Origin of the sequence: Mycetocola sp. 2940 (assembly GCF_040548835.1) — a bacterium.
Lineage (GTDB): Bacteria > Actinomycetota > Actinomycetes > Actinomycetales > Microbacteriaceae > Mycetocola_A.
This window is the reverse complement of record NZ_JBEPSK010000001.1, coordinates 175,895-200,220: the sequence shown is the minus strand read 5'-3', so window position 1 is coordinate 200,220 and position 24,326 is coordinate 175,895. Positions and strand designations below refer to the sequence as shown.

25 protein-coding genes are annotated in these 24,326 nt (G+C 66.6%); 16 read left to right on the top strand and 9 right to left on the bottom strand.

The genetic code is table 11. From position 1 onward, the window contains the following. Positions 1 to 96: 96 nt before the first annotated feature. The gene (locus ABIE24_RS00970) at positions 97 to 1,017 is read left to right on the top strand and encodes a heme o synthase (protein WP_354495910.1); all 921 of its coding nucleotides are present in this window, start codon (positions 97 to 99) and stop codon (positions 1,015 to 1,017) included. A gap of 11 nt (positions 1,018 to 1,028) precedes the next feature. After that, positions 1,029 to 1,616, top strand: coding sequence for an NUDIX hydrolase (locus ABIE24_RS00965; protein ID WP_354495908.1), 588 nt, complete (start codon positions 1,029 to 1,031; stop codon positions 1,614 to 1,616). Between the two features lie 154 nt (positions 1,617 to 1,770). Here the strand turns inward: ABIE24_RS00965 and ABIE24_RS00960 are convergent, their stop codons facing one another. Further along, a complete protein-coding gene (locus ABIE24_RS00960) occupies positions 1,771 to 2,730 on the bottom strand; it encodes a COX15/CtaA family protein (protein ID WP_354495906.1) in 960 nt (319 codons plus the stop codon). Between the two features lie 272 nt (positions 2,731 to 3,002). On the opposite strand from ABIE24_RS00960, the gene sufB reads away from it, so the two are divergent. The 7 genes from sufB to ABIE24_RS00925 all read left to right on the top strand — a co-directional run bounded on the left by sufB (position 3,003) and on the right by ABIE24_RS00925 (position 9,972). Further along, positions 3,003 to 4,421 carry a Fe-S cluster assembly protein SufB gene (gene sufB, locus ABIE24_RS00955; protein WP_354495904.1) on the top strand — a complete coding sequence of 473 codons (1,419 nt, stop codon included), beginning with the start codon at positions 3,003 to 3,005 and terminating at the stop codon, positions 4,419 to 4,421. Positions 4,422 to 4,427: 6 nt separating this feature from the next. After that, positions 4,428 to 5,639 (top strand): Fe-S cluster assembly protein SufD, encoded by a 1,212-nt coding sequence (gene sufD / locus ABIE24_RS00950; protein ID WP_502916225.1) that lies wholly within the window; start codon positions 4,428 to 4,430, stop codon positions 5,637 to 5,639. 2 nt (positions 5,640 to 5,641) lie between these two features. Beyond that, positions 5,642 to 5,965 (top strand): non-heme iron oxygenase ferredoxin subunit, encoded by a 324-nt coding sequence (locus ABIE24_RS00945; protein ID WP_354495900.1) that lies wholly within the window; start codon positions 5,642 to 5,644, stop codon positions 5,963 to 5,965. Between the two features lie 4 nt (positions 5,966 to 5,969). Next, positions 5,970 to 6,734: a Fe-S cluster assembly ATPase SufC gene (sufC, locus tag ABIE24_RS00940; RefSeq protein ID WP_354495898.1), complete on the top strand. Its 765-nt coding sequence runs from the start codon at positions 5,970 to 5,972 to the stop codon at positions 6,732 to 6,734. 9 nt (positions 6,735 to 6,743) lie between these two features. Beyond that, positions 6,744 to 7,073: a metal-sulfur cluster assembly factor gene (locus tag ABIE24_RS00935; protein ID WP_354495895.1), complete on the top strand. Its 330-nt coding sequence runs from the start codon at positions 6,744 to 6,746 to the stop codon at positions 7,071 to 7,073. 27 nt (positions 7,074 to 7,100) lie between these two features. Continuing rightward, positions 7,101 to 8,273, top strand: a complete 1,173-nt coding sequence (locus ABIE24_RS00930) for a MalY/PatB family protein (protein ID WP_354495893.1) — start codon at positions 7,101 to 7,103, stop codon at positions 8,271 to 8,273. Between the two features lie 100 nt (positions 8,274 to 8,373). Beyond that, positions 8,374 to 9,972: an ABC-F family ATP-binding cassette domain-containing protein gene (locus tag ABIE24_RS00925; RefSeq protein WP_354495891.1), complete on the top strand. Its 1,599-nt coding sequence runs from the start codon at positions 8,374 to 8,376 to the stop codon at positions 9,970 to 9,972. A gap of 716 nt (positions 9,973 to 10,688) precedes the next feature. Here the strand turns inward: ABIE24_RS00925 and ABIE24_RS00920 are convergent. From ABIE24_RS00920 to ABIE24_RS00910, 3 genes are read right to left on the bottom strand one after another with little or no spacing between them, the layout of a single operon-like run. Further along, complete coding sequence (locus tag ABIE24_RS00920; protein WP_354495889.1) at positions 10,689 to 11,534, bottom strand: SURF1 family cytochrome oxidase biogenesis protein; 846 nt, start codon at positions 11,532 to 11,534, stop codon at positions 10,689 to 10,691. Next, complete coding sequence (locus tag ABIE24_RS00915; RefSeq protein WP_354495887.1) at positions 11,531 to 11,764, bottom strand: hypothetical protein; 234 nt, start codon at positions 11,762 to 11,764, stop codon at positions 11,531 to 11,533. Before ABIE24_RS00915 ends, ABIE24_RS00920 begins: the two co-directional genes overlap by 4 nt. Continuing rightward, entirely contained in the window at positions 11,761 to 12,069 is a 309-nt protein-coding gene (locus ABIE24_RS00910) for a DUF3099 domain-containing protein (RefSeq protein ID WP_354495885.1), read from the bottom strand. The genes ABIE24_RS00915 and ABIE24_RS00910 overlap by 4 nt, the downstream gene beginning before the upstream one ends. 100 nt (positions 12,070 to 12,169) lie before the next feature. On the opposite strand from ABIE24_RS00910, the gene fabG reads away from it, so the two are divergent. After that, positions 12,170 to 12,892 carry a 3-oxoacyl-ACP reductase FabG gene (gene fabG, locus ABIE24_RS00905; RefSeq protein ID WP_354495883.1) on the top strand — a complete coding sequence of 241 codons (723 nt, stop codon included), beginning with the start codon at positions 12,170 to 12,172 and terminating at the stop codon, positions 12,890 to 12,892. A gap of 329 nt (positions 12,893 to 13,221) precedes the next feature. Here fabG and serB read toward each other — a convergent pair whose 3' ends face one another. Together serB and ABIE24_RS00895 are read right to left on the bottom strand one after the other, a co-directional pair. Then, complete coding sequence (gene serB, locus ABIE24_RS00900; RefSeq protein ID WP_354495881.1) at positions 13,222 to 13,893, bottom strand: phosphoserine phosphatase SerB; 672 nt, start codon at positions 13,891 to 13,893, stop codon at positions 13,222 to 13,224. Then, complete coding sequence (locus ABIE24_RS00895) at positions 13,890 to 15,134, bottom strand: glucose-1-phosphate adenylyltransferase (protein WP_354495879.1); 1,245 nt, start codon at positions 15,132 to 15,134, stop codon at positions 13,890 to 13,892. The genes serB and ABIE24_RS00895 overlap by 4 nt, the downstream gene beginning before the upstream one ends. Positions 15,135 to 15,180: 46 nt before the next feature. Here ABIE24_RS00895 and glgA point away from each other — a divergent pair, with 46 nt between their 5' ends. From glgA to ABIE24_RS00880, 3 genes are all read left to right on the top strand, one after another. Further along, complete coding sequence (glgA, locus tag ABIE24_RS00890; protein ID WP_354495877.1) at positions 15,181 to 16,368, top strand: glycogen synthase; 1,188 nt, start codon at positions 15,181 to 15,183, stop codon at positions 16,366 to 16,368. 50 nt (positions 16,369 to 16,418) lie between these two features. After that, positions 16,419 to 17,201: an ABC transporter ATP-binding protein gene (locus ABIE24_RS00885; RefSeq protein ID WP_354495875.1), complete on the top strand. Its 783-nt coding sequence runs from the start codon at positions 16,419 to 16,421 to the stop codon at positions 17,199 to 17,201. Between the two features lie 115 nt (positions 17,202 to 17,316). After that, entirely contained in the window at positions 17,317 to 17,568 is a 252-nt protein-coding gene (locus tag ABIE24_RS00880; protein WP_354495873.1) for a type B 50S ribosomal protein L31, read from the top strand. 214 nt (positions 17,569 to 17,782) lie between these two features. Here the strand turns inward: ABIE24_RS00880 and ABIE24_RS00875 are convergent, their stop codons facing one another. Next, entirely contained in the window at positions 17,783 to 18,484 is a 702-nt protein-coding gene (locus tag ABIE24_RS00875) for an exonuclease domain-containing protein (protein ID WP_354495871.1), read from the bottom strand. A 38-nt stretch (positions 18,485 to 18,522) separates the two neighbouring features. Then, positions 18,523 to 20,271, bottom strand: coding sequence for a maltose alpha-D-glucosyltransferase (gene treS, locus ABIE24_RS00870; protein ID WP_354495869.1), 1,749 nt, complete (start codon positions 20,269 to 20,271; stop codon positions 18,523 to 18,525). A gap of 117 nt (positions 20,272 to 20,388) precedes the next feature. On the opposite strand from treS, the gene ABIE24_RS00865 reads away from it, so the two are divergent. Both ABIE24_RS00865 and ABIE24_RS00860 read left to right on the top strand, forming a co-directional pair. Beyond that, positions 20,389 to 21,282, top strand: a complete 894-nt coding sequence (locus ABIE24_RS00865) for an alpha/beta fold hydrolase (protein ID WP_354495868.1) — start codon at positions 20,389 to 20,391, stop codon at positions 21,280 to 21,282. Continuing rightward, positions 21,279 to 21,878, top strand: coding sequence for a hypothetical protein (locus ABIE24_RS00860; protein ID WP_354495866.1), 600 nt, complete (start codon positions 21,279 to 21,281; stop codon positions 21,876 to 21,878). Before ABIE24_RS00865 ends, ABIE24_RS00860 begins: the two co-directional genes overlap by 4 nt. A 654-nt stretch (positions 21,879 to 22,532) precedes the next feature. Here the strand turns inward: ABIE24_RS00860 and ABIE24_RS00855 are convergent. Next, positions 22,533 to 23,381: a Sir2 family NAD-dependent protein deacetylase gene (locus tag ABIE24_RS00855; protein ID WP_354495864.1), complete on the bottom strand. Its 849-nt coding sequence runs from the start codon at positions 23,379 to 23,381 to the stop codon at positions 22,533 to 22,535. Positions 23,382 to 23,494: 113 nt separating this feature from the next. Between ABIE24_RS00855 and ABIE24_RS00850 the strand changes: the two genes are divergently transcribed. After that, the gene (locus tag ABIE24_RS00850) at positions 23,495 to 24,319 is read left to right on the top strand and encodes a TrmH family RNA methyltransferase (protein WP_354495863.1); all 825 of its coding nucleotides are present in this window, start codon (positions 23,495 to 23,497) and stop codon (positions 24,317 to 24,319) included. Positions 24,320 to 24,326 lie beyond the last annotated feature (7 nt).

The following is a 24,326-nucleotide window of genomic DNA, read 5'->3' as shown; positions in this document are numbered from 1 at the left end:
CCGGTTCGTTACGCCAGACCGCGAGCCGGTCGGGCGGCCATGCCCTTCTGGACTTCTCGCCTAGAATGGGGGAGCAAGCCACCGGTTAGAGGAGCGATGAACATTGCTGTAGAAGACCGCGTCACGCCACAACGCGTGAGCGCCGTCGACAAGGTCAAGGGGTACATCTCCCTCACAAAACCTCGCGTGATGGAACTCCTCCTGGTGACGACCGTCCCGGTGATGATCCTCGCGCAGGGGGGCATCCCGAACCTCTGGCTCGTGCTCGCGACCGTGATCGGCGGAGCGCTCAGCGCCGGCTCGGCCGGTGCGTTCAACTGCTACATCGACCGCGACATCGACAAGGTGATGAAGCGCACGAGCAACCGGCCGCTCGTCACCGGCGTGCTGACGCCGCGCGAAGCGCTCGTCTTTTCCTGGGTGCTCGCCGCCGCATCCACCGTCTGGCTGTACCTGACGACGAATCCGCTCACCGCGGCGCTCTCGGTCGGGGCCATCTTCTTCTACGTCGTGATCTACACGCTCTGGCTGAAGCGCTGGACCTCGCAGAACATCATCTGGGGCGGGATCGCCGGCTGCTTCCCGGTGCTGATCGGCTGGGCCGCCGTCGCCAACTCCCTGGGCTGGGCGCCGTTCATCCTCTTCGCCGTGGTCTTCCTCTGGACACCGCCGCACTACTGGCCTCTGTCGATGAAGTACCGCGACGACTACAAGTCGGCCGGAGTGCCTATGCTCTCCGTGGTCCGCGGTCGCGCGCAGGTCGGTCTGCAGGTCATCCTGTACGCGTGGGCGACGGTCGCGTGTTCGCTGCTGCTCGTGCCTGTGGCGTCGATGGGGATCGTGTACACGGTCGTGGCCGTGGCATCCGGTGGCTGGTTCATCTACGAGACCCACCGCCTGTACAACCTGGCGATCCGCCACGAGAAGGTGTCGCCGATGCGCGTCTTCCACGGGTCGATCAGCTACCTCACGCTGCTGTTCCTGGCCGTCGGAATCGATCCGCTGCTGCCGTTCTGACGCCGGATCCCGTGCCCGAGTCCGAGGTCCACGCGCCCGGCGGGGGCATGATCGTCGGTGCGCTTGCACGTGATCTCGCGGCGTGGCATCCGCCCAGCCCGGGCATGGCCCGGCTTCGTGACGATTATCTTGCTTTCCTGGACGAGCGAGGAAGCCGAGCCCTCGATCGGGACGGCGGCAGGGAACATCTGACGTCGAGTTGCTTCGTCTTCACTCCCGACCGTTCCAGCGTCCTGCTGTGTTTCCACCGGAAGGGCCGCTTCTGGGTGCAGCTCGGCGGACACATCGAGAACGCAGACGCATCGGTGTCGGAGGCCGCGTTCCGCGAGGCCGTCGAGGAGGGCGGCATCCCGGTCGACCCTGTGTCGGTCCTCCCGGTCGATGTGGACAGGCACGCGCTCAGTGCGGGCTTCGGCCGCTGCGCCGTGCACTGGGACGTCGGTTTCGCGGCGACGGCGACGGCAGGCTCCGTGCCCGTGGTCAGCGACGAAAGCGACGACGTGCGATGGTGGCCGGTGGATGCCCTCCCGTCAGCCGTTCCTGGCGGGTTCGGCGACCGGCTGTCCCGAGTGATCGAGGCCCTTTCGGAGCGTCCGTAGCGCCGTCAGAACCTCACACCGGCGGATTCTGGGGGAGAGGTTTGTGACGGCCGGGCGTGCCCCGCACCCTCGAGTCACCGCGAAATGCTGCTCCGCAGCATCCCGAACGACAACTCCCGTCAACTCGACGTTCGATCGGTCCGGAAGGGGGCCGCTACGACGGCTGGAGCGTCTCGGCGGGTTTCGTCTCGACCGGGACCGCCGCCGGCGTCTTGAGGTTGAGCACCGTCACCGTCATGGCGGCGGCGAGAACGCAGGCGAGCACCATGTGCAGGCCGACGAGGATCCCGGGCAGCCCCATCCGCGCCTGTGCCACACCGACGATGATCTGTACGCCCTCCACCGCGAGGAGGAGCCCCGAGGGAAATCGGAGACTCGGAACCGGCAACAGCCACGCGGCTGCGACGATGACCACGGTGAGCGCAAGCGTGATGTAGGCCGGCCAGGAATGCACGTGCTGCAGCAGTTCGGGATTGAGCCCGTTCCGCGCCGCGCCCTTGTCTCCGGCATGCGGGCCGGACCCGGTCGTAAGGATGCCGACGACGATGGTCACCGCGACGAAGAACGAGGCCGCGTGGGTGACCGCTGCGAGCCATACCGGAACAGATCGCACCCTCGCGCCGTTGCCTTCGTAGACCCGGAAGACGAGCACGGCGGCTAGCACGACGAGGACGATGCTGAGCACGAAGTGCAGGCCGACCACGTACGGGTTGAGCCCGCTGAGCACGGTGATGCCGCCGACGACGGCCTGGAACAGCACGCTGCAGGCGGGAATGAGGGTGAGGATGAAGAGGTCGCGACGCTGCTTGCGGTACTTCAGCACGAACAGGAGCGCGAAGATCGCGATGATCTGAAGCACGAAGAACAGGGTGCGGTTGCCGAACTCGATCACGCCATGGATGCCCATCTCGGGCGTCGAGACGAACGATTCCGCGGTGCAGCGCGGCCAGGTCGGGCAGCCCAGACCGGAACCGGTGAGTCGCACCGCGCCACCGGTGCCGACGAGGATGGTCTGCGCGGCGAGGTTGAGCCACGCAACGACGCGGACCCGACGGTCGACGCTGGCCGGAAGCCAGTCCCAGAATCGTCTGCCGGCCTGTGCGATCGTATTCACTGTCGAGTGTTCCTCTACTTGTGTTGTTACTGTGACTGGTTGGTCGCCTGCTGCTATTTGCCACCACAACCTGTAGAATCATGGGGTTCAAGCATTTAAGTCTGGCGCTCGCCAGCGAACGGCGCGGGAGCAGCGCGGCCCCCGTCCTTGGACAATTGTAGATACGCAAATCAGCCGCCCGCACATTCCTGAGCAACACCTGTTGTTCCGGCGTGCGCGGGAATGCGACGCGCAGAAATCCTGTTACGCAGCTGAGAAGGAAAGAGGTTGACATGTCAGACGTTCTGATTGACCGCCCCGAACTCGCAAGCCTTGGGCAGTACGAATTCGGCTGGGCGGACTCTGACGCCGCGGGCGCTTCGGCCCGACGCGGTGTCTCGCCAGAAGTCGTCACCGACATCTCCCACCTCAAGAACGAGGCCGACTGGATGCTGCAGCGCCGGCTCAAGGGCCTCGCCCTGTTCGAGCGCAAGCCGATGCCCACCTGGGGAGCAGACCTCTCCGAGATCGACTTCGACAACATCAAGTACTTCGTCCGCTCCACTGAGAAGCAGGCGCAAACCTGGGAAGACCTCCCGGACGACATCAAGAACACGTACGAGAAGCTCGGCATCCCCGAAGCGGAGCGCCAGCGCCTCGTCTCCGGTGTCGCCGCCCAGTACGAGTCCGAGGTCGTCTACCACCAGATCAACGAGGACCTCGAACGCCAGGGCGTCATCTTCATGGACACCGACACGGCTCTCAAAGAGCACCCGGAGTTCTTCGAAGAGTACTTCGGCACGGTGATCCCGGCCGGAGACAACAAATTCGCCGCGCTCAACACCGCCGTCTGGTCGGGCGGATCGTTCGTCTACGTGCCGCCCGGCGTGCACGTCGAGATCCCGCTGCAGGCGTACTTCCGGATCAACACCGAGAACATGGGCCAGTTCGAGCGCACCCTGATCATCGCCGACGAGGGCAGCTACGTTCACTACATCGAGGGCTGCACGGCCCCGATCTACAAGTCTGACTCGCTGCACTCCGCCGTTGTTGAGATCATCGTGAAGAAGAACGCCCGCGTTCGCTACACGACGATCCAGAACTGGTCGAACAACGTCTACAACCTCGTCACCAAGCGCGCCACGGCCGCCGAAGGCGCGACGATGGAGTGGATCGACGGAAACATCGGTTCCAAGGTCACCATGAAGTACCCGTCCATCTTCCTCATGGGCGAGCACGCCAAGGGCGAGACCCTCTCCGTCGCGTTCGCCGGCCCCGGCCAGCACCAGGACGCCGGCGCGAAGATGATCCACATGGCGCCGTACACGCAGTCGTCGATCGTCTCGAAGTCGATCGCCCGCGGGGGCGGCCGTGCCGGTTACCGTGGTGAAGTCCGGGTGGATGCCAACGCGCACCACTCCGCGAACACGGTGCGCTGTGACGCGCTCCTCGTCGACACGATTTCCCGCAGCGACACCTACCCGGCCATCGACATCCGCGTCGACGACGTGCAGCTCGGCCACGAGGCGACTGTCTCCAAGGTCAGCGAGGAGCAGCTCTTCTATCTCATGAGCCGCGGAATGCCCGAGGACGAAGCCATGGCGATGATCGTCCGCGGCTTCATCGAGCCCATTGCTCGCGAGCTCCCCATGGAATACGCACTCGAACTCAACAAGCTCATCGAAATGGGCATGGAAGGATCGGTCGGCTAAATGACGATCTCCGCGCCGGAAGCAACAACCACGAAGCTCGAGAACACCGGGCAACTGGGTTACAAGAAGCACACCGACGGCGGATGGGGACTCGTCCCGATCCAAACCCGTTCCGAACGATTCGCGTCGACGAAGGTCGAAGATTTCCCCGCCGTCACCGGGCGCGAAGCGGTCTGGAAGCTGACCCCGATCGACCGGGTCGCCGACCTCATCGACGGGCCGCTCGACGGCAGTGTCCACGACATTGACGCGTCGCTCGTCGACGGAGTCGACGTCCGCTGGGTCGACCGCAGCGACGCGCGCATCGGAAGCGCGGGCACGCCCGAGGAACGCGCATCGGCGAACGCCTGGACTCAGTTCGACCAGGCCCTCGCCATCACCGTTTCCGGTGAAGAGGCGAAGACCGTCCGGGTTCGCCGCTCCGGGCTCGGCAACGGTCCGCGTGCTGCGCACATTCTCCTCGAAGCCAAGCCGTTCAGCACCGGACTGGTCATCCTTGCCAACGCCGGCCAGGCACGCCTGACCGAAAACGTCGAAATCATCGTCGGCGAAGGTGCCAACCTCACGGTCGTCACCGTCCAGCAGTGGGACGACGACGCCGTGCACCTCGCCTCGCACTTCACCACCGTCGGCCGTGACGCGCGCGTCAAGCACGTCGTCGTCACCCTCGGCGGCAGCGTGGTGCGGGTCAACCCGTCCACCCACCTCAACTCCCAGGGCGGAGAGGTCGAGGCTCTCGGGCTGTATTTCGCAGATGCCGGACAGCACCTTGAACAGCAGGTGTACGTCGACCACGACGCACCGCACACCCGCAGCCGCGTCACCTACAAGGGCGCCCTCCAGGGCGCTGGCGCACGCACCGTGTGGATCGGCGACGTGCTCATCCGCCAGACCGGCACGGGCACCGACAGCTATGAGCAGAACCGCAACCTCGTCCTCACCGACGGGACCCGTGCGGACTCCGTGCCCAACCTCGAGATCGAAACCGGCGACATCGCCGGTGCCGGCCACGCCAGCGCGACCGGCCGTTTCGACGACGAGCAGCTGTTCTACCTGCAGGCTCGCGGCATCCCCGAAGAAGAGGCACGCCGCCTCGTCGTCCGCGGGTTCCTCACCGAGATCGTGCAGCAGATCGGCGACCCCGAACTGCAGGAACGGCTCGAGATCGCCATCGAGGAAGAACTGAACGGAACCAGCCTGTCGACGGACGGACACTAGACGTGGCTGAACTCGTCTGCGCCCTCGGCGACCTCAAGGTCAACGAGGCCAAACGCGTGGTCGTCGGCGGCAAGGCGATCGCCCTGGTCCTCGACGGCAGCGGCGATGTCCACGCGATCGGCGACACCTGCACCCACGGTGACATTTCGCTGTCCGAGGGATTCGTCGAAGACGACACGCTCGAATGCTGGGCGCACGGCTCCCAGTTCTCCCTCCTCACGGGCAAGCCGCTGTCGCTGCCCGCCTACGAACCCGTCCCGGTCTACTCCGTGGAACTGACCGACGGAAACATTTACATCGACCCGACCGTAACGAAAGAGATCTGAGCTCATGGCTGTACTTGAAATCCGCGACCTGCACGTCAGCGTCCAGACCGAACAGGGATCCAAGCCCATCCTGCGCGGCGTCGACCTCACCATTCACAAGGGCGAGACCCACGCCATCATGGGCCCCAACGGCTCGGGCAAGTCGACCCTCGCGTACACGATCGCCGGCCACCCGAAGTACACCGTCGACTCCGGGACGATCACCCTTGACGGCCAGGACGTCCTCGCAATGACCGTCGACGAGCGCGCCCGTGCCGGCCTGTTCCTCGCCATGCAGTACCCGGTCGAGATCCCCGGCGTCACGGTGACGAACTTCCTCCGCACCGCGAAGACGGCCATCGACGGAGAGGCACCGCCCATCCGCCACTGGATCAAGGACGTCAAGTCCTCGATGAAGAACCTCCGGATGGACTCCACCTTCGCCGAGCGCAACGTCAACGAGGGCTTCTCGGGCGGCGAGAAGAAGCGCCACGAGATCCTGCAGATGGAGCTTCTCAAGCCGACCTTCGCCGTTCTCGACGAGACCGACTCCGGCCTCGACGTCGACGCACTCAAGATCGTCTCCGAAGGCGTGAACCGGGCCAAGGAGAACACCAACCTCGGTGTTCTCCTCATCACCCACTACACGCGCATCCTCCGCTACATCAAGCCCGACTTCGTGCACGTCTTCGTCGACGGGCGCATTGCCGAGCAGGGCGGCCCTGAACTCGCCGACCGTCTCGAAGACGAGGGCTACGACCGCTTCCTCGCCAACGAAGCGACGGCGTAAGCTTCAATCATGGTGACCACACTGAGCCCGCAGCGCTTCGACGAAGTCGAAGAAGCCCTCAAGGAAGTGATGGACCCCGAGCTCGGCATCAACATCGTCGACCTCGGGCTCATCTACGACCTCGGCTGGGATGACGAGAACAACGCGCTCATCATCCACATGACCCTCACCTCTGCCGGCTGCCCCCTCACCGACGTGCTCGAGGAGCAGACCGCGCAGGCGCTGGACGGCGTCGTCGAGGCGTTCCGGATCAACTGGGTCTGGATGCCGCCGTGGGGCCCCGAGAAGATCACCGACGACGGCCGCGACATGATGCGGGCGCTCGGCTTCTCGATCTGACCGAGTCCGAACGGATATCGTCGGAGGATGACACGTGTCTCCTCCGACCCGATCGACGTTCTGCGTTCCCGGACGAGCGAGAAGTGGGCTGACCACCCGGCCGACGTCCTGCCGATGTTCGTGGCCGAGATGGACTACCCCCTCGCCGATCCGATCCGTCGCGCGTTGCACGAGGCGATCGACCGCGGAGACGCCGGCTATGTGTCCTCGCACAATCCCCTCGCGGCCGGCTTTCGCGGGTTCGCTCAGCGACGCTGGAACTGGGACCTGAACGGTGCCCGGCTCCTGACGACCGCCGATGTGAGCATGGGCATCGTCGAAATCCTCCGCCGGGTCACCGAACCGGGAGACAAGGTCGTGATCACGCCGCCGGTCTACCCGCCGTTCTTCGACCTGGTGGCCGAGGCGGGAGCATCCGTTCTCGCCGTTCCGCTCAGGGAAGCGGAGAATGCACTCCGGCTCGACCTCGCGGCACTGGAACGGGCGTTCGCCTCTGGTGCCCGCGCCTTCGTGCTCTGCAACCCGCACAACCCCCTCGGGCACGCGCACACCAGGGACGACCTGGAGACGCTGGCCCGGCTCGCCGTCGTCCACGGCGTGACCGTGATCAGCGACGAGATCCACGCACCACTGACCCAGCCGGGCACGACCTTCACCCCCTACCTGAGCGTCTCGGCGGAGGCCCGTGCGTCGGGCTTCGCGGTGCATTCGGCGAGCAAGGCATGGAACATCGCCGGCCTCAAGTGCGCCACGATGGTGGCTGCGGGGGAGGGGCCGGCCGGAATTCTCGACCGGATGCCGTCCGAGGTGTTCTGGCGGACCGGCCAGTTCGGGATGCTCGCAAGTGCGGCCGCGTACGCGGACGGGGAGGACTGGCTCGACGGCGTTCTGGAGGCGATCGCCCGCAATGTGGAGAGCCTCGACCGCCTGCTCCGTGAGCACCTCCCCGAGGTGCGCTGGCACCGCCCCGACGCCGGCTACCTCGTCTGGCTCGACTTCCGGGGCCGCGGGTGGGGAAGCGACCCGGCCGAGCGGATCCTCGAGGAGGCGAGAGTCGCACTCAGCGCCGGGTCGGAGTTCGGCGAACCGGGTGCCGGATTCGCGCGGATGAACATCGCCTGCTCACCCGAACTGCTCGACGAGGCGATCCGCCGGATCGCTGCCATCCCGCCAGGTGAACGGGGCCAGAGCCAGTCCTGAGAGGAGCGGGCCAGCTCCCAGCCGCGACAACGTAGACTATGAGGTTGACCCCTGACTTTTCCGCGCCGTCTTTGGCGCGCCCCGACGAACTGGACCTGTTTTGCTGAGTGTGCACGATCTCGAAATTCGCGTCGGGGCACGGGTTCTCATGGACGAAGTCAACTTCCGCGTGTCCGCCGGAGACAAGATCGGCCTGGTCGGGCGCAACGGTGCCGGCAAGACCACATTGACCAAGGTGCTCGCCGGCGAATTGCCGGCCTCGAACGGCAAGGTCGAACGCTCGGGCGAGCTCGGCTACCTGCCACAGGACCCGCGCTCCGGCGACCCCGACGAACTGGCGCGCACACGCATCCTCAACGCCCGCGGGCTGGGGAGCCTCGTCCTCGGCATGCAGGAAGCCACGATGGGAATGGCCTCAACGGATGCCGCGACAAGCGCCGCCGCGATGAAGAAGTACGGGAATCTCGAGGAACGGTTCCAGATGCTCGGCGGTTACGCGGCCGAAGCGGAGGCCGCGTCGATCGCCAGCAACCTCAACCTGCCCGACCGGATCCTGGACCAGCAGCTGAAAACCCTGTCCGGCGGCCAGCGCCGACGGATCGAGCTCGCCCGGATCCTGTTCTCCGATGCCCGAACGATGATCCTCGACGAACCGACGAACCACCTCGACGCCGACTCGGTGACCTGGCTCCGCGAGTTCCTCAAGACCTACACCGGCGGCTTCATCGTGATCACCCACGATGTCGAGCTCGTCGGCGAGACCGTCAACAAGGTGTTCTACCTCGATGGCAACCGCCAGGTCATCGACGTGTACAACATGAACTGGAAGAACTACCAGCGCCAGCGCGAAGCCGACGAGGAACGCCGCAAGAAGGAACGCGTCAACGTCGAGAAGAAGGCGACCTCGCTGCAGCTGCAGGCGGCAAGGTTCGGCGCCAAGGCGTCCAAGGCTGCGTCAGCGCACCAGATGGTCGCCCGCGCCGAGAAGATGCTCTCCGGCCTCGATGAGGTGCGTACCGTCGAACGGGTCGCCAAGCTGCGCTTCCCCGACCCGGCCCCGTGCGGCCGGACGCCGCTGATGGCGTCGAACCTGTCGCGCAGCTACGGCTCGCTGGAAATCTTCACGGCCGTCGACCTCGCCGTCGACCGCGGCTCCAAGGTCGTCGTTCTCGGCCTCAACGGCGCCGGAAAGACGACGCTGCTGCGAATCCTGGCGGGCGTCGACAAACCGGACACCGGGCAGGTCGAACCGGGCCACGGCCTCAGGATCGGCTACTTCGCCCAGGAGCACGAGACGCTCGACGTCAAGCGCAGCGTCCTCGAGAACATGGTGTCGAGTTCACCGAACATCACGGAGACCGAGGCCAGGAAGGTCCTCGGCTCGTTCCTGTTCACTGGCGACGACTCGCACAAGCCCGCCGGTGTGCTCTCCGGTGGCGAGAAGACGCGTCTGGCCCTCGCCATGATCGTCGTCTCAGGGGCCAACGTGCTTCTGCTCGATGAGCCCACGAACAACCTCGACCCGGCGAGCCGCGCCGAGATCCTCGACGCCCTGGCGCACTTCACGGGCGCTGTCGTGCTGGTCAGCCATGACGAGGGCGCCGTGCAGGCCCTCAACCCCGAGCGGGTTCTGATCCTGCCCGATGGTGTCGAGGACCACTGGAACAAGGATTACCTCGAATTGATCGAGCTGGCCTGACCCTCTGGGTGCAAAAGACGCAACCAACCGGGATTACAGCTACCTCGAATTGATCGAGCTGGCCTGATCCATCGGTCCGAGAGGGCCGTTCGTCCGCCGGGGAGCGCCCCTTCGGAACCACTCGAACGGCGAGATGACGCGAGATGTCGTTCAGGATGCCGGGACGCAGCGTCTCGCGGCAACTCAGGCGAGCGAGCAGCGATGTGCGGCGAATCGACGATCGTTGCGGCCCCGTACGCCCGATCGACCGGGCCCAAAGGGCTGCTCGCCCGATCGATCGGTCCGCGAGGCTCGTCCGTTCGCCGGAGAGCGCCCCTTCGGAACCACTCGAACGGCGAGATGACGCGAGATGTCGTTCAGGATGCCGGGACGCAGCGTTTCCCGGCAACTCAGGCGAGCGAGCAGCGATGTGCGGCGAATCGACGATCGTTGCAGCCCCGTATGCCCGATCGACCGGGCCCAAAGGGCTGCTCGCCCGGTCGATCGGGCCCAAAGGGTTGCTCGCCCGATCGATCGGTCCGCGAAACTCGTCCGTTCGCCTGAGAGCGTCCCTTCGGGACCACTCGAACGGCGAGATGACACGAGATGTCGTTCAGGATGCCGGGACGCAGCGTCTCGCGGCAACTCAGGCGGGCGAACAGCGATGTGCGGCGAATCGGCGAACACGTGTCATCGATCGCGCGAAACACGACAGCTACAACGAGCCGATCGGACTCTCAGCGCACGGATGCGTCGAGGATGTCGTCCTCGACGTCGGCGTCGGAGCGCTTCGCCACGCGTTTGCGCTCCCGCGCGGCCGCACGGGCCTGCTCCGCCGGGTCCTCGGCATTGAGGTGCCGGTACTCCTCACGGATCGCGTAGCCGAGGAACGCAAACCCCAGCAGCCCGAAGACGATCCACTGCAGCGCATACGACAGGTGTGAGCCCTCGTCGAGTTCGGGCTTGAAGGCGGGGAGCGGCCGGTCTTCGGCCGGAGCAGGCGTCTCGGACGCCATCAGGCCGTACGCGGCGGTGTACACCGGCGCGTCGATCCGCTCGTCGAACTGCGACAGTTCCACGGTGGCGATCTGGCCCTCGGCCGCGCCCCGACCTGTCAGGGCGGGCTCGCCTGGCTTCAGCCGCGCGGTCACGGTGACGTCACCGGCCGGCGGATCAGGTACCACATCGGGCAGATCCTGGGCGCTGCCGGTCGGCAGCCACCCCCGGTCCACCACGAAAACCCTGCCGTCCGGCAACTGCAGCGGCGTCAGGACCTCGAAACCCGGCTGCCCGTTGCGCGGCCGGTTGCGCACAAGAACCTGTTCCTCTTCCAGGTAGGTCCCGGTGAGAAGAACAGGTGTCCATTCCTGATCGTCGTTCCATGCGTCGAGGGAGCGGAGCACATCGTCGAGGGGAACCGGGTCGTCCTCGTAGTTGTCGAGGACCCGTGAGTTCTCCAGGCGCTTCTCTTCGAGCCGGGACACCTGCCAGTTGGAGAGCAGCACGCAGACGACGGCGAAGACCACGGCGACGGCAAGGTACCCGAACCACCGCTTGCTGATCACGAACCGCCAGTTGCTCACGGTGCGTCCTCCGGGGTCGAGGTGGCCAGGGGTGCAGTGGTCACGGGAAAGTCCCGCGCGGCGAGGAAGTCGCGCAGGTAGTCGTGGTGGTCGTCACAGGCCAGCCACACCTTCACCCGGTCTTCGGAGTGGATCTTCGGGTTTCGCCACTCGATCCGCCATCCGGCCGTGGCTGAGCAACCGGCCCGTGAACAGCTGAACTGCCCGGGCTCCTGGAACAGTCCGATCATGACGCCTGACGGTCCGGCTCGTCTTCGGGCTGATCCCGCTCGGGATGCTCGGGAAGAGCCACCACCCCGCCGGGGCGCAGCACCGTGGCGTTGGAGACCGGCGCCCCCACGTTGGCGAGCACGACGGCTACGTAGGGAAGACAGATCGCCCCGGCGGCGCAGACGAACAACCACCACCCGTCGGCGAACAGCATCAGCACCAGGCACACCACTCGGATGCTCATCGCAATCGTGTACTTGAGCATTCGTGCCCGCCGGTCGGCATCAGGCGACGGCGGCAGTGAGGTGATGGATGGCTGTTTCATGCACTCCAAGACTACGCTTGTTTGCGCACCCCCAGCAGGGTTCGCCAGGGATATCCAGTTCCGCGAATGCTGGGAACATCCCCAACCACGGAAGGCCGACATGCCCCACTCTGAGATCTCCCCGCGCACGGTACTCGTCACAGGAGGGAACCGGGGAATCGGCTTCGCCATCGCCGAGGAGTTCGTGGCCCTGGGGCACCGGGTGGCGGTGACCGCACGGTCCGGTGACGGCCCCGCCGGGAGCCTCACCGTGCGCGCCGACGTGACGGATGCCGCGTCGATCGACGCCGCATTCACCGAGATCGAGCAGAAACTCGGCCCGGTCGAAGTCGTCGTGGCCAACGCAGGAATCACCAGGGACACCCTCCTGATGCGCATGAGCGAGGACGATTTCGACAGCGTGGTGAACACGAACCTCGGCGGTTCGTTCCGCGTCGTCAAACGGTCATCGAAGGGGATGCTGAAGGCACGCTTCGGCCGGATCATCCTGATCTCCAGCGTGGTCGGCCTCTACGGCGGACCCGGCCAGGTGAACTACGCCGCGTCGAAGGCCGGACTGGTGGGAATGGCCCGCTCGATCACCCGTGAACTGGGCGCGCGGGGCATCACAGCCAACGTCGTCGCCCCGGGTTTCATTGAGACGGACATGACCGCGGAACTTCCCGAAGCCACACAGGCCGAATACAAGAAGGGCATCCCTGCCGGCCGGTTCGCCACGCCGGTGGAGGTCGCGAAGGTCGTCGCCTGGCTCGCCGGCGACGACGCCGGCTACATCTCCGGCGCGGTCATCCCGGTCGACGGCGGCCTCGGCATGGGCCACTGACGCCGGCTCGCATCGGTGTGGGGCTGGGCGCACCCGCGACGCAGCATCCGGTTCACGCGGACCGATTCGCGACACGCCGCCGCAGAAGCCCCGCCACGCCGACGCCCACCGAAACCATCCGTCTGAACACTCGTGAAGCGACCGGATGCCGCCGGCCGCCCGGCCACGCGCATCCGTTTGCCCACACGCCGGGGTGGGGCTGGGCGCACTCGCGACGCAGCATCCGGTTCAGGCGGACCGATTCGAGACACGCCGCAGCAGAAGCCCCGCCACGCCGACGCCCACCCAAACCATCCGTCATGGACAGGGGTCAGTTCGATGGCGCCGGCTCAGCCGCGCAGCCCGAGCAGGGGCAGGACGTCGGCGAGGTCGACGCGGTCGAGGACCACGTCGGCCCGCTCACGGACCGCGGGTTTCGCGTTGAACGCGACGCTCAGCCCGGCGACACCCATCATCAGCAGGTCGTTCGCGCCGTCGCCGATCGCGATCGTCCTCGAAGGCGGCACCCCGGCATCCGCTGCCCACTCGAGCAGAGCGGATGCCTTCGCGCCCGCATCCACGATCGGCCCGTCGACGCGCCCGGTCAGCTCGCTGTCGGTGATCTCGAGCCGGTTGGCCCGCCAGACGTCGAGTCCGAGGATCGCCGCGAGGGGGTCGAGGAGTTCGTGGAATCCACCGGACACGACCCCGACCCGTCCGCCGGCCGCCTGGATGCCTGCGATCAGTTCGTGAACGCCGCGGGTGGGCCGGATCCGGGAGGAGACGGTCTCGAAGACGGTGTCGGGGAGCCCGGCGAGGGTGGCCACGCGGCCGCGGAGGCTTTCGGCGAAGTCCAGTTCGCCGCGCATGGCCCGTTCGGTCACATCGGCGACGAGGTCGAGGGAGCCCGCCTCCTCGGCGAGGAGTTCGATGACCTCATTCTCGATCAGGGTGGAGTCGGCGTCGAGCACGACAAGGAACCGGGCCGGCGCCTGGGGCGCCGGCGGAAGGGTGGAACTCATCGAGAAACGCGCACTCCCTTGCCCACCACGGTGAGTCCTGAATCGGTCACGGTGAACCCTCGCGCCCGGTCACGGTCGTGGTCCACCCCGAGGGCGGCGCCTTCCTCGACGACGACATCCTTGTCGAGGATCGAGCGCTTCACCGTGGCGTCCGGTCCGACGACGACACGGTCGAACAGCACCGAATCGACGACCTGGGCACCGGATTCGATGTTCGACCAGGATCCGAGCACGCTGCGTTCGATGTGCGCCCCCGAGATCAGCGAACCGAGCGAGACGATCGAATCGATGACCTGGCCCAGGTTGCCCTTCGCGTCACGCACGAACTTCGCCGGGGGAGAGTTGAGCTGCTGGCTGAAGATCGGCCATTCGCTGTTGTAGAGGTTGAAGATCGGCAGGGTCGAGATGAGGTCCTGGTGCGCCTCGAAGAACGAGTCGATCGTTCCCACGTCGCGCCAGTAGTACCGGTCGCGGTCGGTCGACCCCGGCACCGTGTTGTTCTTGAGATCGAAGACGCCGGCGTCTCCGCGGGCCACGAAGTCGGGGACGATGTCTCCGCCCATGTCGTGGTTCGAGTCCGTCCGCTCGCCGTCGCGGGTGACGGCGTCGATGAGCGCGTCGGTGTTGAAGACGTAGTTGCCCATCGAAGCGAGCACCTCATGCGGCGCGTCGGCGAGCCCTTCGGCGTTGATCGGTTTCTCGAGGAACTCGGAGATCTTCGTCGGATCGTTCTTGTCGAGCTGGATCACGCCGAACTGGTCGCTGAGTTCGATCGGCTGGCGGATCGCCGCGACGGTTGCGCCCCGACCCGAGTCGATGTGGGCCTGGACCATGTCACGGAAGTCCATCCGGTAGACGTGGTCGGCACCGACGACGACGACGATGTCAGGCTTCTCGTCGCGGATGAGGTTGAGGCTCTGCAGGATCGCGTCGGCTGAGCCGGAGAACCAGCGTTTTCCGAGCCGCTGCTGCGCGGGGACCGACGCGACATACGAGTTGAGGAGACCCGACAGCCGCCAGGTCTGCGACACGTGCCGGTCGAGGCTGTGCGACTTGTATTGGGTCAGCACGACGATCTGGGTGAAGCCCGAATTGATGAGGTTCGACAGGGCGAAGTCGATGAGCCGGTACTGCCCGGCGAACGGAACTGCGGGCTTGGCCCGGTCCGCCGTGAGGGGCATCAGACGCTTCCCTTCGCCACCGGCGAGGACTATGCCAAAGATCTTCTTCGTTGCGACCATGCCCCAACACTAGAGGCAACCCCATACCTGTACTAGCGTTCGAGTCATGCGAGTTGATCTTCTCACCCGGGAATACCCACCAGAAATCTATGGAGGAGCCGGTGTGCACGTCGCCGAGCTCGTCTCAGCCATGCGGGGGGAGATCGACGTCACCGTGCGCTGCTTCGGCGACGACCGCAGCGAGGCGGACACCTTCGCCTACCGAGTCCCCGCCGAACTGGCCGGCGCGAACGGGGCCCTCACGACCCTCGGCACCGACCTGCTCATGGCTCAGGATGCCGCGGGGGCCGACCTCGTGCACTCGCACACCTGGTACGCGAACGGCGCCGGGCACCTCGCGAAGATGCTCCACGGCATCCCGCACATCGTGTCGGCGCACAGCCTCGAGCCGCTTCGGCCGTGGAAGGCAGAGCAGCTCGGGGGCGGATACCGCGTGTCGAGCTGGATCGAGAAGACCGCGTTCGAGGCAGCGGATGCCGTCATCGCGGTGAGCAATGGCATGCGGCGCGACATCCTCCGCAGCTACCCGGCCCTCGACGAGTCCCGCGTGCACACCATCTACAACGGCATCGACCTTGCCGCCTGGCAGCCCGTGCACGACGACGAACTCGTGCGGTCGCTCGGGATCGACCCGACTCGCCCGAGCATCGTCTTCGTCGGCCGGATCACCCGGCAGAAGGGCCTGCCGTACCTGCTCCGCGCGGCCGCCCTACTGCCGGCCGACGTGCAGCTCGTGCTCTGCGCCGGCGCCCCCGACACGCCCGAAATCCTTGCGGAGGTCGAGGCCGGCGTGCGTGAACTGGCGAAGACCCGGTCAGGCGTGGTCTGGATCGACCGGCTGCTGCCCCGGAACGAACTCTGCGCCGTGCTCACCGCCGCCACGACCTTTGTCTGCCCGTCGGTGTATGAACCCCTCGGCATCGTCAACCTTGAGGCCATGGCCTGTGGTGCGGCCGTCGTCGGTACCGCGACCGGCGGCATCCCCGAAGTCGTCGACGACGGTGTCACCGGCCGTCTGGTTCCCATCGAGCAGGTCACCGACGGCACCGGCACGCCGGTCGACCCCGACCGGTTCGTTGCGGACCTTGCTGCCGCCCTCACCGCCGTGGTGTCGGATCCCGACGCCGCCCGGGCGATGGGTGAGGCGGGCCGCGTGCGGGCCGAACGGGAATTCAGCTGGGATCGGATCGGCCGCGAGACCATCGCGTTGTACCGCTCGGTTCTCGCCCCCTGACGGGCGAGCCTCGGCACGGCCGGGCGGATCAGACGGATAGGCTAGACGACATGTCGAGCGTTTTGCAGTTGAGTGACGTGTCCGTTGTGCGCAACGGCCGCGCGATCGTGGATTCCGTGTCCTGGACCGTCGAAGGGGACCAGCGCTGGGTGGTCCTCGGCCCGAACGGGGCGGGGAAGACCACCATCCTGCAGCTCGCGTCGACGCTCATGCACCCGAGTTCGGGTTCCGTCGAGATCCTCGACGCCGAACTCGGCAAGGTCGACGTCTTCGAATTGCGCCCGCGCATCGGAATCGCGTCGACGGCGATGGCCCGCCGGGTGCCTTTCGACGAGACCGTCCTCAATGTCGTCATGACCGCCGCCTACTCGGTCACCGGGCGCTGGAACGAGGACTACGAAGACATCGACGAGAAGCGCGCGAAGCGCGTTCTCGCCGAGTGGCATCTCGACGACCTCGCCGAGCGACGCTTCGGAACCCTCAGCGACGGCGAGCAGAAGCGGGTGCAGATCGCCCGTTCCGTGATGACCGACCCCGAGCTGCTTCTCCTCGACGAGCCGGCCGCCAGCCTCGATCTCGGCGCACGCGAAGAACTCGTCAAGCTGCTCGGCGGTTATGCCCAGTCTGAAGAATCTCCGGCCATCGTCATGGTCACCCACCACGTCGAGGAGGTGCCGGTCGGGTTCACCCACGCCCTGCTCCTCGACGACGGCAAGATCGTGGCATCCGGCCCGATCGCCGAGGCGCTCACGAGCGAATCCCTCACCACGACCTTCGGCCTTCCGATCGAGCTGACCGAGACCGACGGGCGCTACAACGCCCGTGCCCGGTGACGCCCGGCATCTGATAAAGTAGGTAGCTGGTCCGATGACCACAAGCTTTCTTGCCGCGCAGTCCGTGCGGGCGGGACTGAAACACAATCTCCTCTCAACTCACAAGGAAGTCCTCATGAAGACTGACATCCACCCCGACTACAAGCCGGTTGTTTTCCGCGACCTCGCCTCAGGCGCCGTGTTCCTCACGCGTTCGACCGTAGGAAGCTCGAAGACCATGGAATGGGAGGACGGCAACGTCTACCCCGTCATCGACGTTGAGATCTCCTCCGAGTCGCACCCGTTCTACACGGGCAAGCAGCGCATCATGGACTCCGCCGGACGCGTCGAGAAGTTCAACAAGCGCTTCAAGGGCTTCGGCGCGTAGACCCGAACGCGCAGCGTTCGAGTCGGAGCGGATCGAGCGACCGGCCACGCTTGGCCGGGCAGCCGAGATCACTGAGACCCGAACGCGCAGCGTTCGCTGTAACTGTAAAAAACCCGCGACCACACGGTCGCGGGTTTTTTGTTGCCCGCACTCCAACGCAGAAGCCCGCCGCCCTCACGGGTGACGGGCTTCGGTCATGGCCGGGGGAATGCGCTCAGCGGACGGGCCAGCCGGTGGATGCCACGAAGGTCGCGTCGCGAGTGCGGCGCATGTAATCCTGAAAGCTGTCGGCCTGGTCCTGGCACCAGCCGGCCTGCAGCCGGTGCAGCTCGAGCGCGTCGACGGCGAGTGAGTTCCCGTGCGTCCGGGCGATGGCCAGCGCCACCCGGCCGGCGGCTATCGCGTCGGCGCCCGCATCGTGCGCGTCAGTGAGCTCGACGCCGTAGTGCAGCGCGGCAGCCTGGAGGGTGCGCTTGCCCTTGCGGTACCGGTCCATGGCCTTGTCGAGAACGAGCGGGTCGATCACCGGTGTCGGGTCGACGAGCGGCGCGACGTGGTGCCTCACGGCCTCGTGGAACAGCAGGGAGAGGTCGTAGGGGGCGTTGTAGATGACCACGGGGATGCCGGCCTCGAAGTAACCGCGGAGCTCGGCCACGATCTCCGAGACGACGATCGGCGCCGGGCGGCCTTCGGCCTGCGCGCGTTCCGTGCTGATCCCGTGCACGGCCGTCGCCTGCTCGGGGATCGCGACTCCCGGGTCGGCGAGCCAGTCCCGCCGGCGCACGACGTCGCCCTGGTTGTTCAGCAGTCCCACGTTCGCACTCACGATGCGGCTGGTGATCACGTCGATGCCTGTCGTCTCCAGGTCGAAGACCGCCAGCGACTCGGACCAGGGTGTTACTGCTGTTGTCTGCACCGGGCTCACGTTAGGGCGCACCACCGACACGTCGTCGGTCACGCGTGACGCCGCTGCGAGAAGGGGGAGTCGGTCGGGCGGGCGATGTGCAGCCAGTAGAAACTCTGTGTGGCGATGGTGAGCGTCACCTCGCCGTTTTCGTCGAACGGCGGGAACTCCCCGCCGCCGAACAGGTCGAACAGCCGGCAGCCGGCGAGTTCAGGCGCGATGATCTTCGTCGCGATCGGGTGGTGGGAAAAACTGAAGACGCAGAGAATATCTTCCTTCTCGTCGCCGATATGTCCTCCGACGTGTCCGCCTGTTCCCGAGTAGCTGCGAACGAAGCTGAGGACGGATTCATGATTGTTCGACACCACCTCGACGGAGCCGAGACCGAACGCCGGGTGACCCTTGCGGACGTGGATGACGTTGCGCACCCAGTGCAGCAGCGACCGTGACTGGGCCAGCTGGGATTCAACGTTCACGAGGGTGTAGTTGAAGACGAGGGACTGGACGACCGGGAGGTAGAGCTTGCCCGGGTCGGCCGAGGAGAACCCGGCGTTGCGGTCAGGCGTCCATTGCATCGGGGTCCGCGACGAGTCCCGGTCGGCGAGCCAGATGTTGTCGCCCATGCCGATTTCGTCGCCGTAGTAGATGAACGGGCTCCCCGGCAGGGAGAACAGGAGCGCGTGAGCGAGCTCGAGTTCGGCGCGTGAGTTGTCGAGCAGGGGAGCGAGCCGGCGGCGGATGCCGATGTTCGCCCGCATCCGCGGGTCGTACGCGTACCAGCCGTACATCGCCTGCCGGTACTCCTCGCTGACCATCTCGAGGGTGAGTTCGTCATGGTTGCGGAGGAACACCGCCCAGCCCGCCCAGTCCGGAACGTCGGTGGCCTCGGAGAGCACACGCACGAGTTCCTCTGCCTGCTGCGACCGCAGCGAGTAGAAGATTCGCGGCATCACGGGGAAGTCGAAGGCCATGTGGCATTCGGGCTCCTCGTCGGTACCGAAGAACGCCGCCACTTCGCGGGGCCACTGGTTGGCCTCGGCGATCATCACCCGGCCGGGGTACTCCAGGTCGACCATCGCGCGAAGCTTCTTGATGAACGCGTGCGTCTGAGGTTCGCCCTCACCATTGCCGCCGTCGGACTCGTAAAGGTAGGGGATGGCATCCAACCGGAAACCGTCAACACCCATGTCGAGCCAGAACCGGACGATGTCGAACATGGCGTCATGGACGGCCGGGTTCTCATAGTTGAGGTCCGGCTGGTGGGAGAAGAACCGGTGGAAGAAGAACTGACGCCGTTCAGGATCGAACGCCCAGTTGGAATCCTCTGTGTCGGTGAAGATGATGCGGATGTCTGGATACTTCTCGTCGGTGTCGCTCCAGACGTAGAAATCTCCGTACGGTCCGTCCGGGTCTTCGCGGGATTCGCGGAACCATTCGTGCTGGTCGGAGGTGTGGTTGAGCGGCATGTCGATGATGATGCGCATGTTGCGCTCGTGCGCCTTCGTCACCAGGTCCTTGAACTCATCGATGGTGCCGAACTCCGGAAGAATCGCCCGATAGTCGGAGACGTCATAGCCACCGTCGCGCAACGGCGAGGTGAAGAACGGCGGGAGCCAGAGCGCGTCGACGCCGAGCCACTGCAGGTAGTCCAGCCGGGTCGTGAGACCCTGGAGGTCCCCGGCTCCGTCTCCGTTGCTGTCGACGTACGACCGCACCATGACCTCGTAGAAAATGGCCCGGCGATACCACAGGGGGTCGCGGGCGAGGCCGGGAAGCTGGATGGGGGCGGTGAATGTCACGGGGTACCGATTCCGAGTCTCTGGGGCGCGAGGTGTGAGTCCCCGCGGTCGTGGGTACGAGTCTATGGGGAGGGTCGTACGGTGCCCGGGAGCGAAAAGCCTAAACTGGGATTCCCCATGACTGATCGTTCCCCCTACTCCGCGCGACTGGGTCGCATCCCTGTTTCCCGACGGTCCGTCCGCACCGGCGAAAGCCTCACCACCTACTGGGAGTACGGTTCGCCGGGGGACCACCCGACGATCGTCATGGTGCACGGATTCCGCGGCGACCACCACGGCCTCGAGCCGGTGGTCGCCCACCTCGAGGGCTTCCATATCCTCAGTCCCGACATCCCGGGTTTCGGCGAGTCGGAGCCGATGAAGGCCGTCCATGACATCGACGGGTACGCCGCCTGGCTGAACGACTTCGTCTCCGCCGTCGACCTGCCCGAGCCTCCGGTGGTCCTCGGCCATTCCTTCGGCTCGATCGTCGTGTCGGCCGCGCTGGCGCGCACGCCGCTGCGTGCCCCCCGGGTGATCCTCGTCAACCCGATCGCTGCGCCGGCACTTGCCGGGCCACGCGGCATCCTCACCCGGCTTGCCGTCTTCTACTACCAGCTGGCAGCCTGGCTGCCCGAGCGGCTCGGGTTCGCCCTGCTGCGCAACCGGGCCATCGTTCGGGTGATGAGCGAGACCATGGCGAAGACGAGGGACAAGGGCCTCCGCCGCTGGATCCACAACCAGCACGACCTCTACTTCAGCGCGTTCGGCAACCGGGCCGTCGTCCTCGAAGCGTTCCAGGCATCCGTCGGCAACGACGTCAGCGAATTCGCCGCGGACATCGTCGACCGCACGCTCCTGATCGCAGCCGACCAGGACGACATCACCCCGATCGCCGCGCAGCACGTCCTCGTCGAACGGTTCCCCGATGCCTCGCTCGAGATCCTCCCGAGTGTCGGTCACCTCATCCACTACGAGGTCCCCGAGCAGGCGGCCGGGCTCATCCGGTCGTTCCTGGAGGTCCCGGCGTGAAGCTTTTCGTCGACTGCCGTTGGGTGACCGAGGACCCCGACGACCAGCTCAGCCGGATGTCGCGGGGCATCGTCCACGCCCTTGCGGAACGTCGCTCATTCGTGATGATCGTGGGGCCGTCCACGGCCCTCACCCTGCTCCCCGCCCTTCCCTGGGAACTGCTGCCGTCGCCGTACAGCCCCGCAGAGGTCCTCACCGGCAAGAAGCTCAACAGCGTCGGGGCAGACGTGGTGTTCACACCGGCGCCCGGCTGGACGGGTTTCGGCCGTCGGTTCGCGCTCCTCGTCGGGGGCGGCACGCCGCATCCGCGAGCGGACGACGGTCTCCTGCACCGGCTGCGGACGTGGCCGTGGCGGTCCCGTCTGATCCGCCGCTGGATGATCAGGTCCGCCGACGTGATCCTCGGGGTGTCTCCCGCACAGCAGCGGGTCCTGCTCGGAAACAGCGCCGCCGACCAGCCGGTCGTCACCCTGCACACCGAGGATGCCGCGAGCGTGTCGCCTGCGGTCTGGCGGGAGTCGGCCGCGCAACTGGACGCCGTCATCGACGACGCGTATGCCGCGGTGCGAGCCCGTCGGGATGCCGCCGCCTCCTGAGCCCTTCGGATGCCGCCGCGCCGGTTGCGCGGCCGCGGTACCTATCAGCACGGCATAAGGACAAGAGCGCCGGATAAGGACCACAGGCGCACAGCGTCCTTTTCTCGGGGCTTTTTCCTTGTGCCGAGTCGATGGACCCGCGAGCTCGTCTGCAGCCGCGCGTTCTCCTGCGCGGACGGCAGCCGCCTACACATCAGCACGGGAGAAGGAAAAGAGCGCCGGATAAGGACCGCACGCGCACAGCATCCTTACCTCGGGCCTTTCTCCTTATGCCGAGCCGGTGGGGATCCACCCGTCGCACCCATTACGCTGCCGGAGAAGTCGCTTTACAGGCGCAGGCGCCATCCACTGGGATGAGGGGATAGACCTCCTCGTACTCGGCGGCAGAGGCTTCGTCGGACCAGCGCTCGCGGCCGACGGGTTGGCGAGAGGCTGGAACGTCACCACGCTCAACCGCGGCACCCGCCCCGTCGACGGACGCGTGACCGCTCTGACCGGCGACCGCTCCACTCCGGGCGGACTGGATGCCCTCGGTGGCTCACGAGCATGGGCGGCGTGCCGCCGCAGCGCCCCGACCGTCCGGCGGTCGGCCTCGACCCCGGGCTCGAATCCCGGATCCTCGCCGCAACCTGACGCGCCGGAACGAGGGGGTCCTCAGTCGAGCAGTCTCTCGGCCAGCGCCGCGAGGGTCTCAGACGCCCCCGAGTCGAGCTTCACGGTGGCTTTCGCATCGCCCTTCGTCTCGCCGCGGTTGATGATCACGATCGGGCGTTTGCTTCGGCGCGCGTGTTCGAGCAGGCGGATGCCGGAATTCACGACGAGCGAGGATCCGGCGATCACCAGCGCGTCGGCTTTGGCGACGAGGTCCCTGGCTTCGGAGAACTTGTCGGTCGGCACGAACTCGCCGAAGAAGACGACGTCCGGTTTCAGCGGGCCGCCGCAGATCGAGCAGTCCGGCGCGACGAAGTTCTCGACGTGGGCGATCTCGGCGTCGCCGTCCGGGTTGAGGGTGACGGCATCCGGTTTCGACAGCCACGGGTTCTCCCGGTCGATCCGAGCAGCGATGCTCGACCGGGCGAACGTCTGGCCGCAGTCGAGGCAGTGCACCCGGTCCATCGAACCGTGCAGGTCGACGACCCGCCGCGACCCCGCACGGACATGGAGTCCGTCCACGTTCTGGGTGACCACGCCGGTGACGAGACCCGCCTGCTCGAGGGTGGCGAGCATCCGGTGCCCCGCATTCGGCTGGGCGGCGTCGAACATCGCCCAGCCCAGGTGGCTGCCAGCCCAGTACCGCTTGCGCGAGGCATCGTTGAGGAGGAACTGCGACACCGTCATCGGGGTCCGCTTCGGGGCGCCCGCGCCCCGGTAGTCGGGGATACCGGAGTCGGTGCTGACGCCCGCCCCGGTGAGAACGGCAAAGGTGCCTTTGGAGAGGACGGCGTAGGCTGCATCGAGTCCGCGTTCGTCCAGCTCCGGCGTCGAACCGGTAATCATGGTCATGTTGCCTCCGAAACCGCGCCTGCTCCGAGCATAAACAATTCAGATGTCGGGATTGTTTCGGTCGGCGGGGCGGGGCCTTCATTGAGACTAACCCACCACCCGAAGGAACTCCCGTGCAGATCGTGCCCATCTCCACCCTCGACGTCGACGGCCTCTCCGACTACGCCCGGCTCACCGACGTGGCGCTCCGCCGGGTGTCGGAGCCGGAGGGCGGGCTGTACATCGCCGAGTCGCACAAGGTGATCGCGCGGGCGATCGCCGCAGGGCACCGGCCCCGCTCAGTGCTGCTGCAGGAACAGTGGCTGCCCGACGTCGCACCATTGCTCGAACAGTTCCCCGACATTCCGGTGTACGTCGGCTCCTCGGACGTGCTCGAAACCCTGACCGGCTACCACATGCACCGCGGCGCCCTCGCTGCCATGCACCGGCCGGAACTGCCCCGCATGGAGGACCTGCTGACGGATGCCACGCGTGTCGTGATTCTCGAGGACATCGTCGACCACACCAACGTCGGCGCGATCTTCCGCTCGGTGGCCGGGCTCGGTGCCGACGCCGTCCTCATCACCCCCCGCTGTGCCGACCCGCTCTACCGCCGGAGTGTCCGGGTCAGCATGGGCACCGTGCTGCAGGTGCCGTGGACGCGCATGCCCGAGTGGCCGGAGGCACGTCGACTCCTCGACGCCGCCGGGTTCCACGTCGCCGCCCTCGCCCTCGATGACCGGGCCGTCTCGCTCGACGCGTTCGCCGCGCACCCGCCGGAGCGGGTCGCCCTGACCCTCGGCACGGAGGGCGACGGGCTCAGCAGGCAGGCCCTCGACGCGGCCGACTCGACAGTGATGATCCCGATGCTCCACGGCGTCGACTCGCTCAACGTGGCATCCGCCAGCGCTGTCGCGCTCTGGGCGCTGCGCCCGCCGGCGGCCAACCCCGCCGGGTAGGATTGTG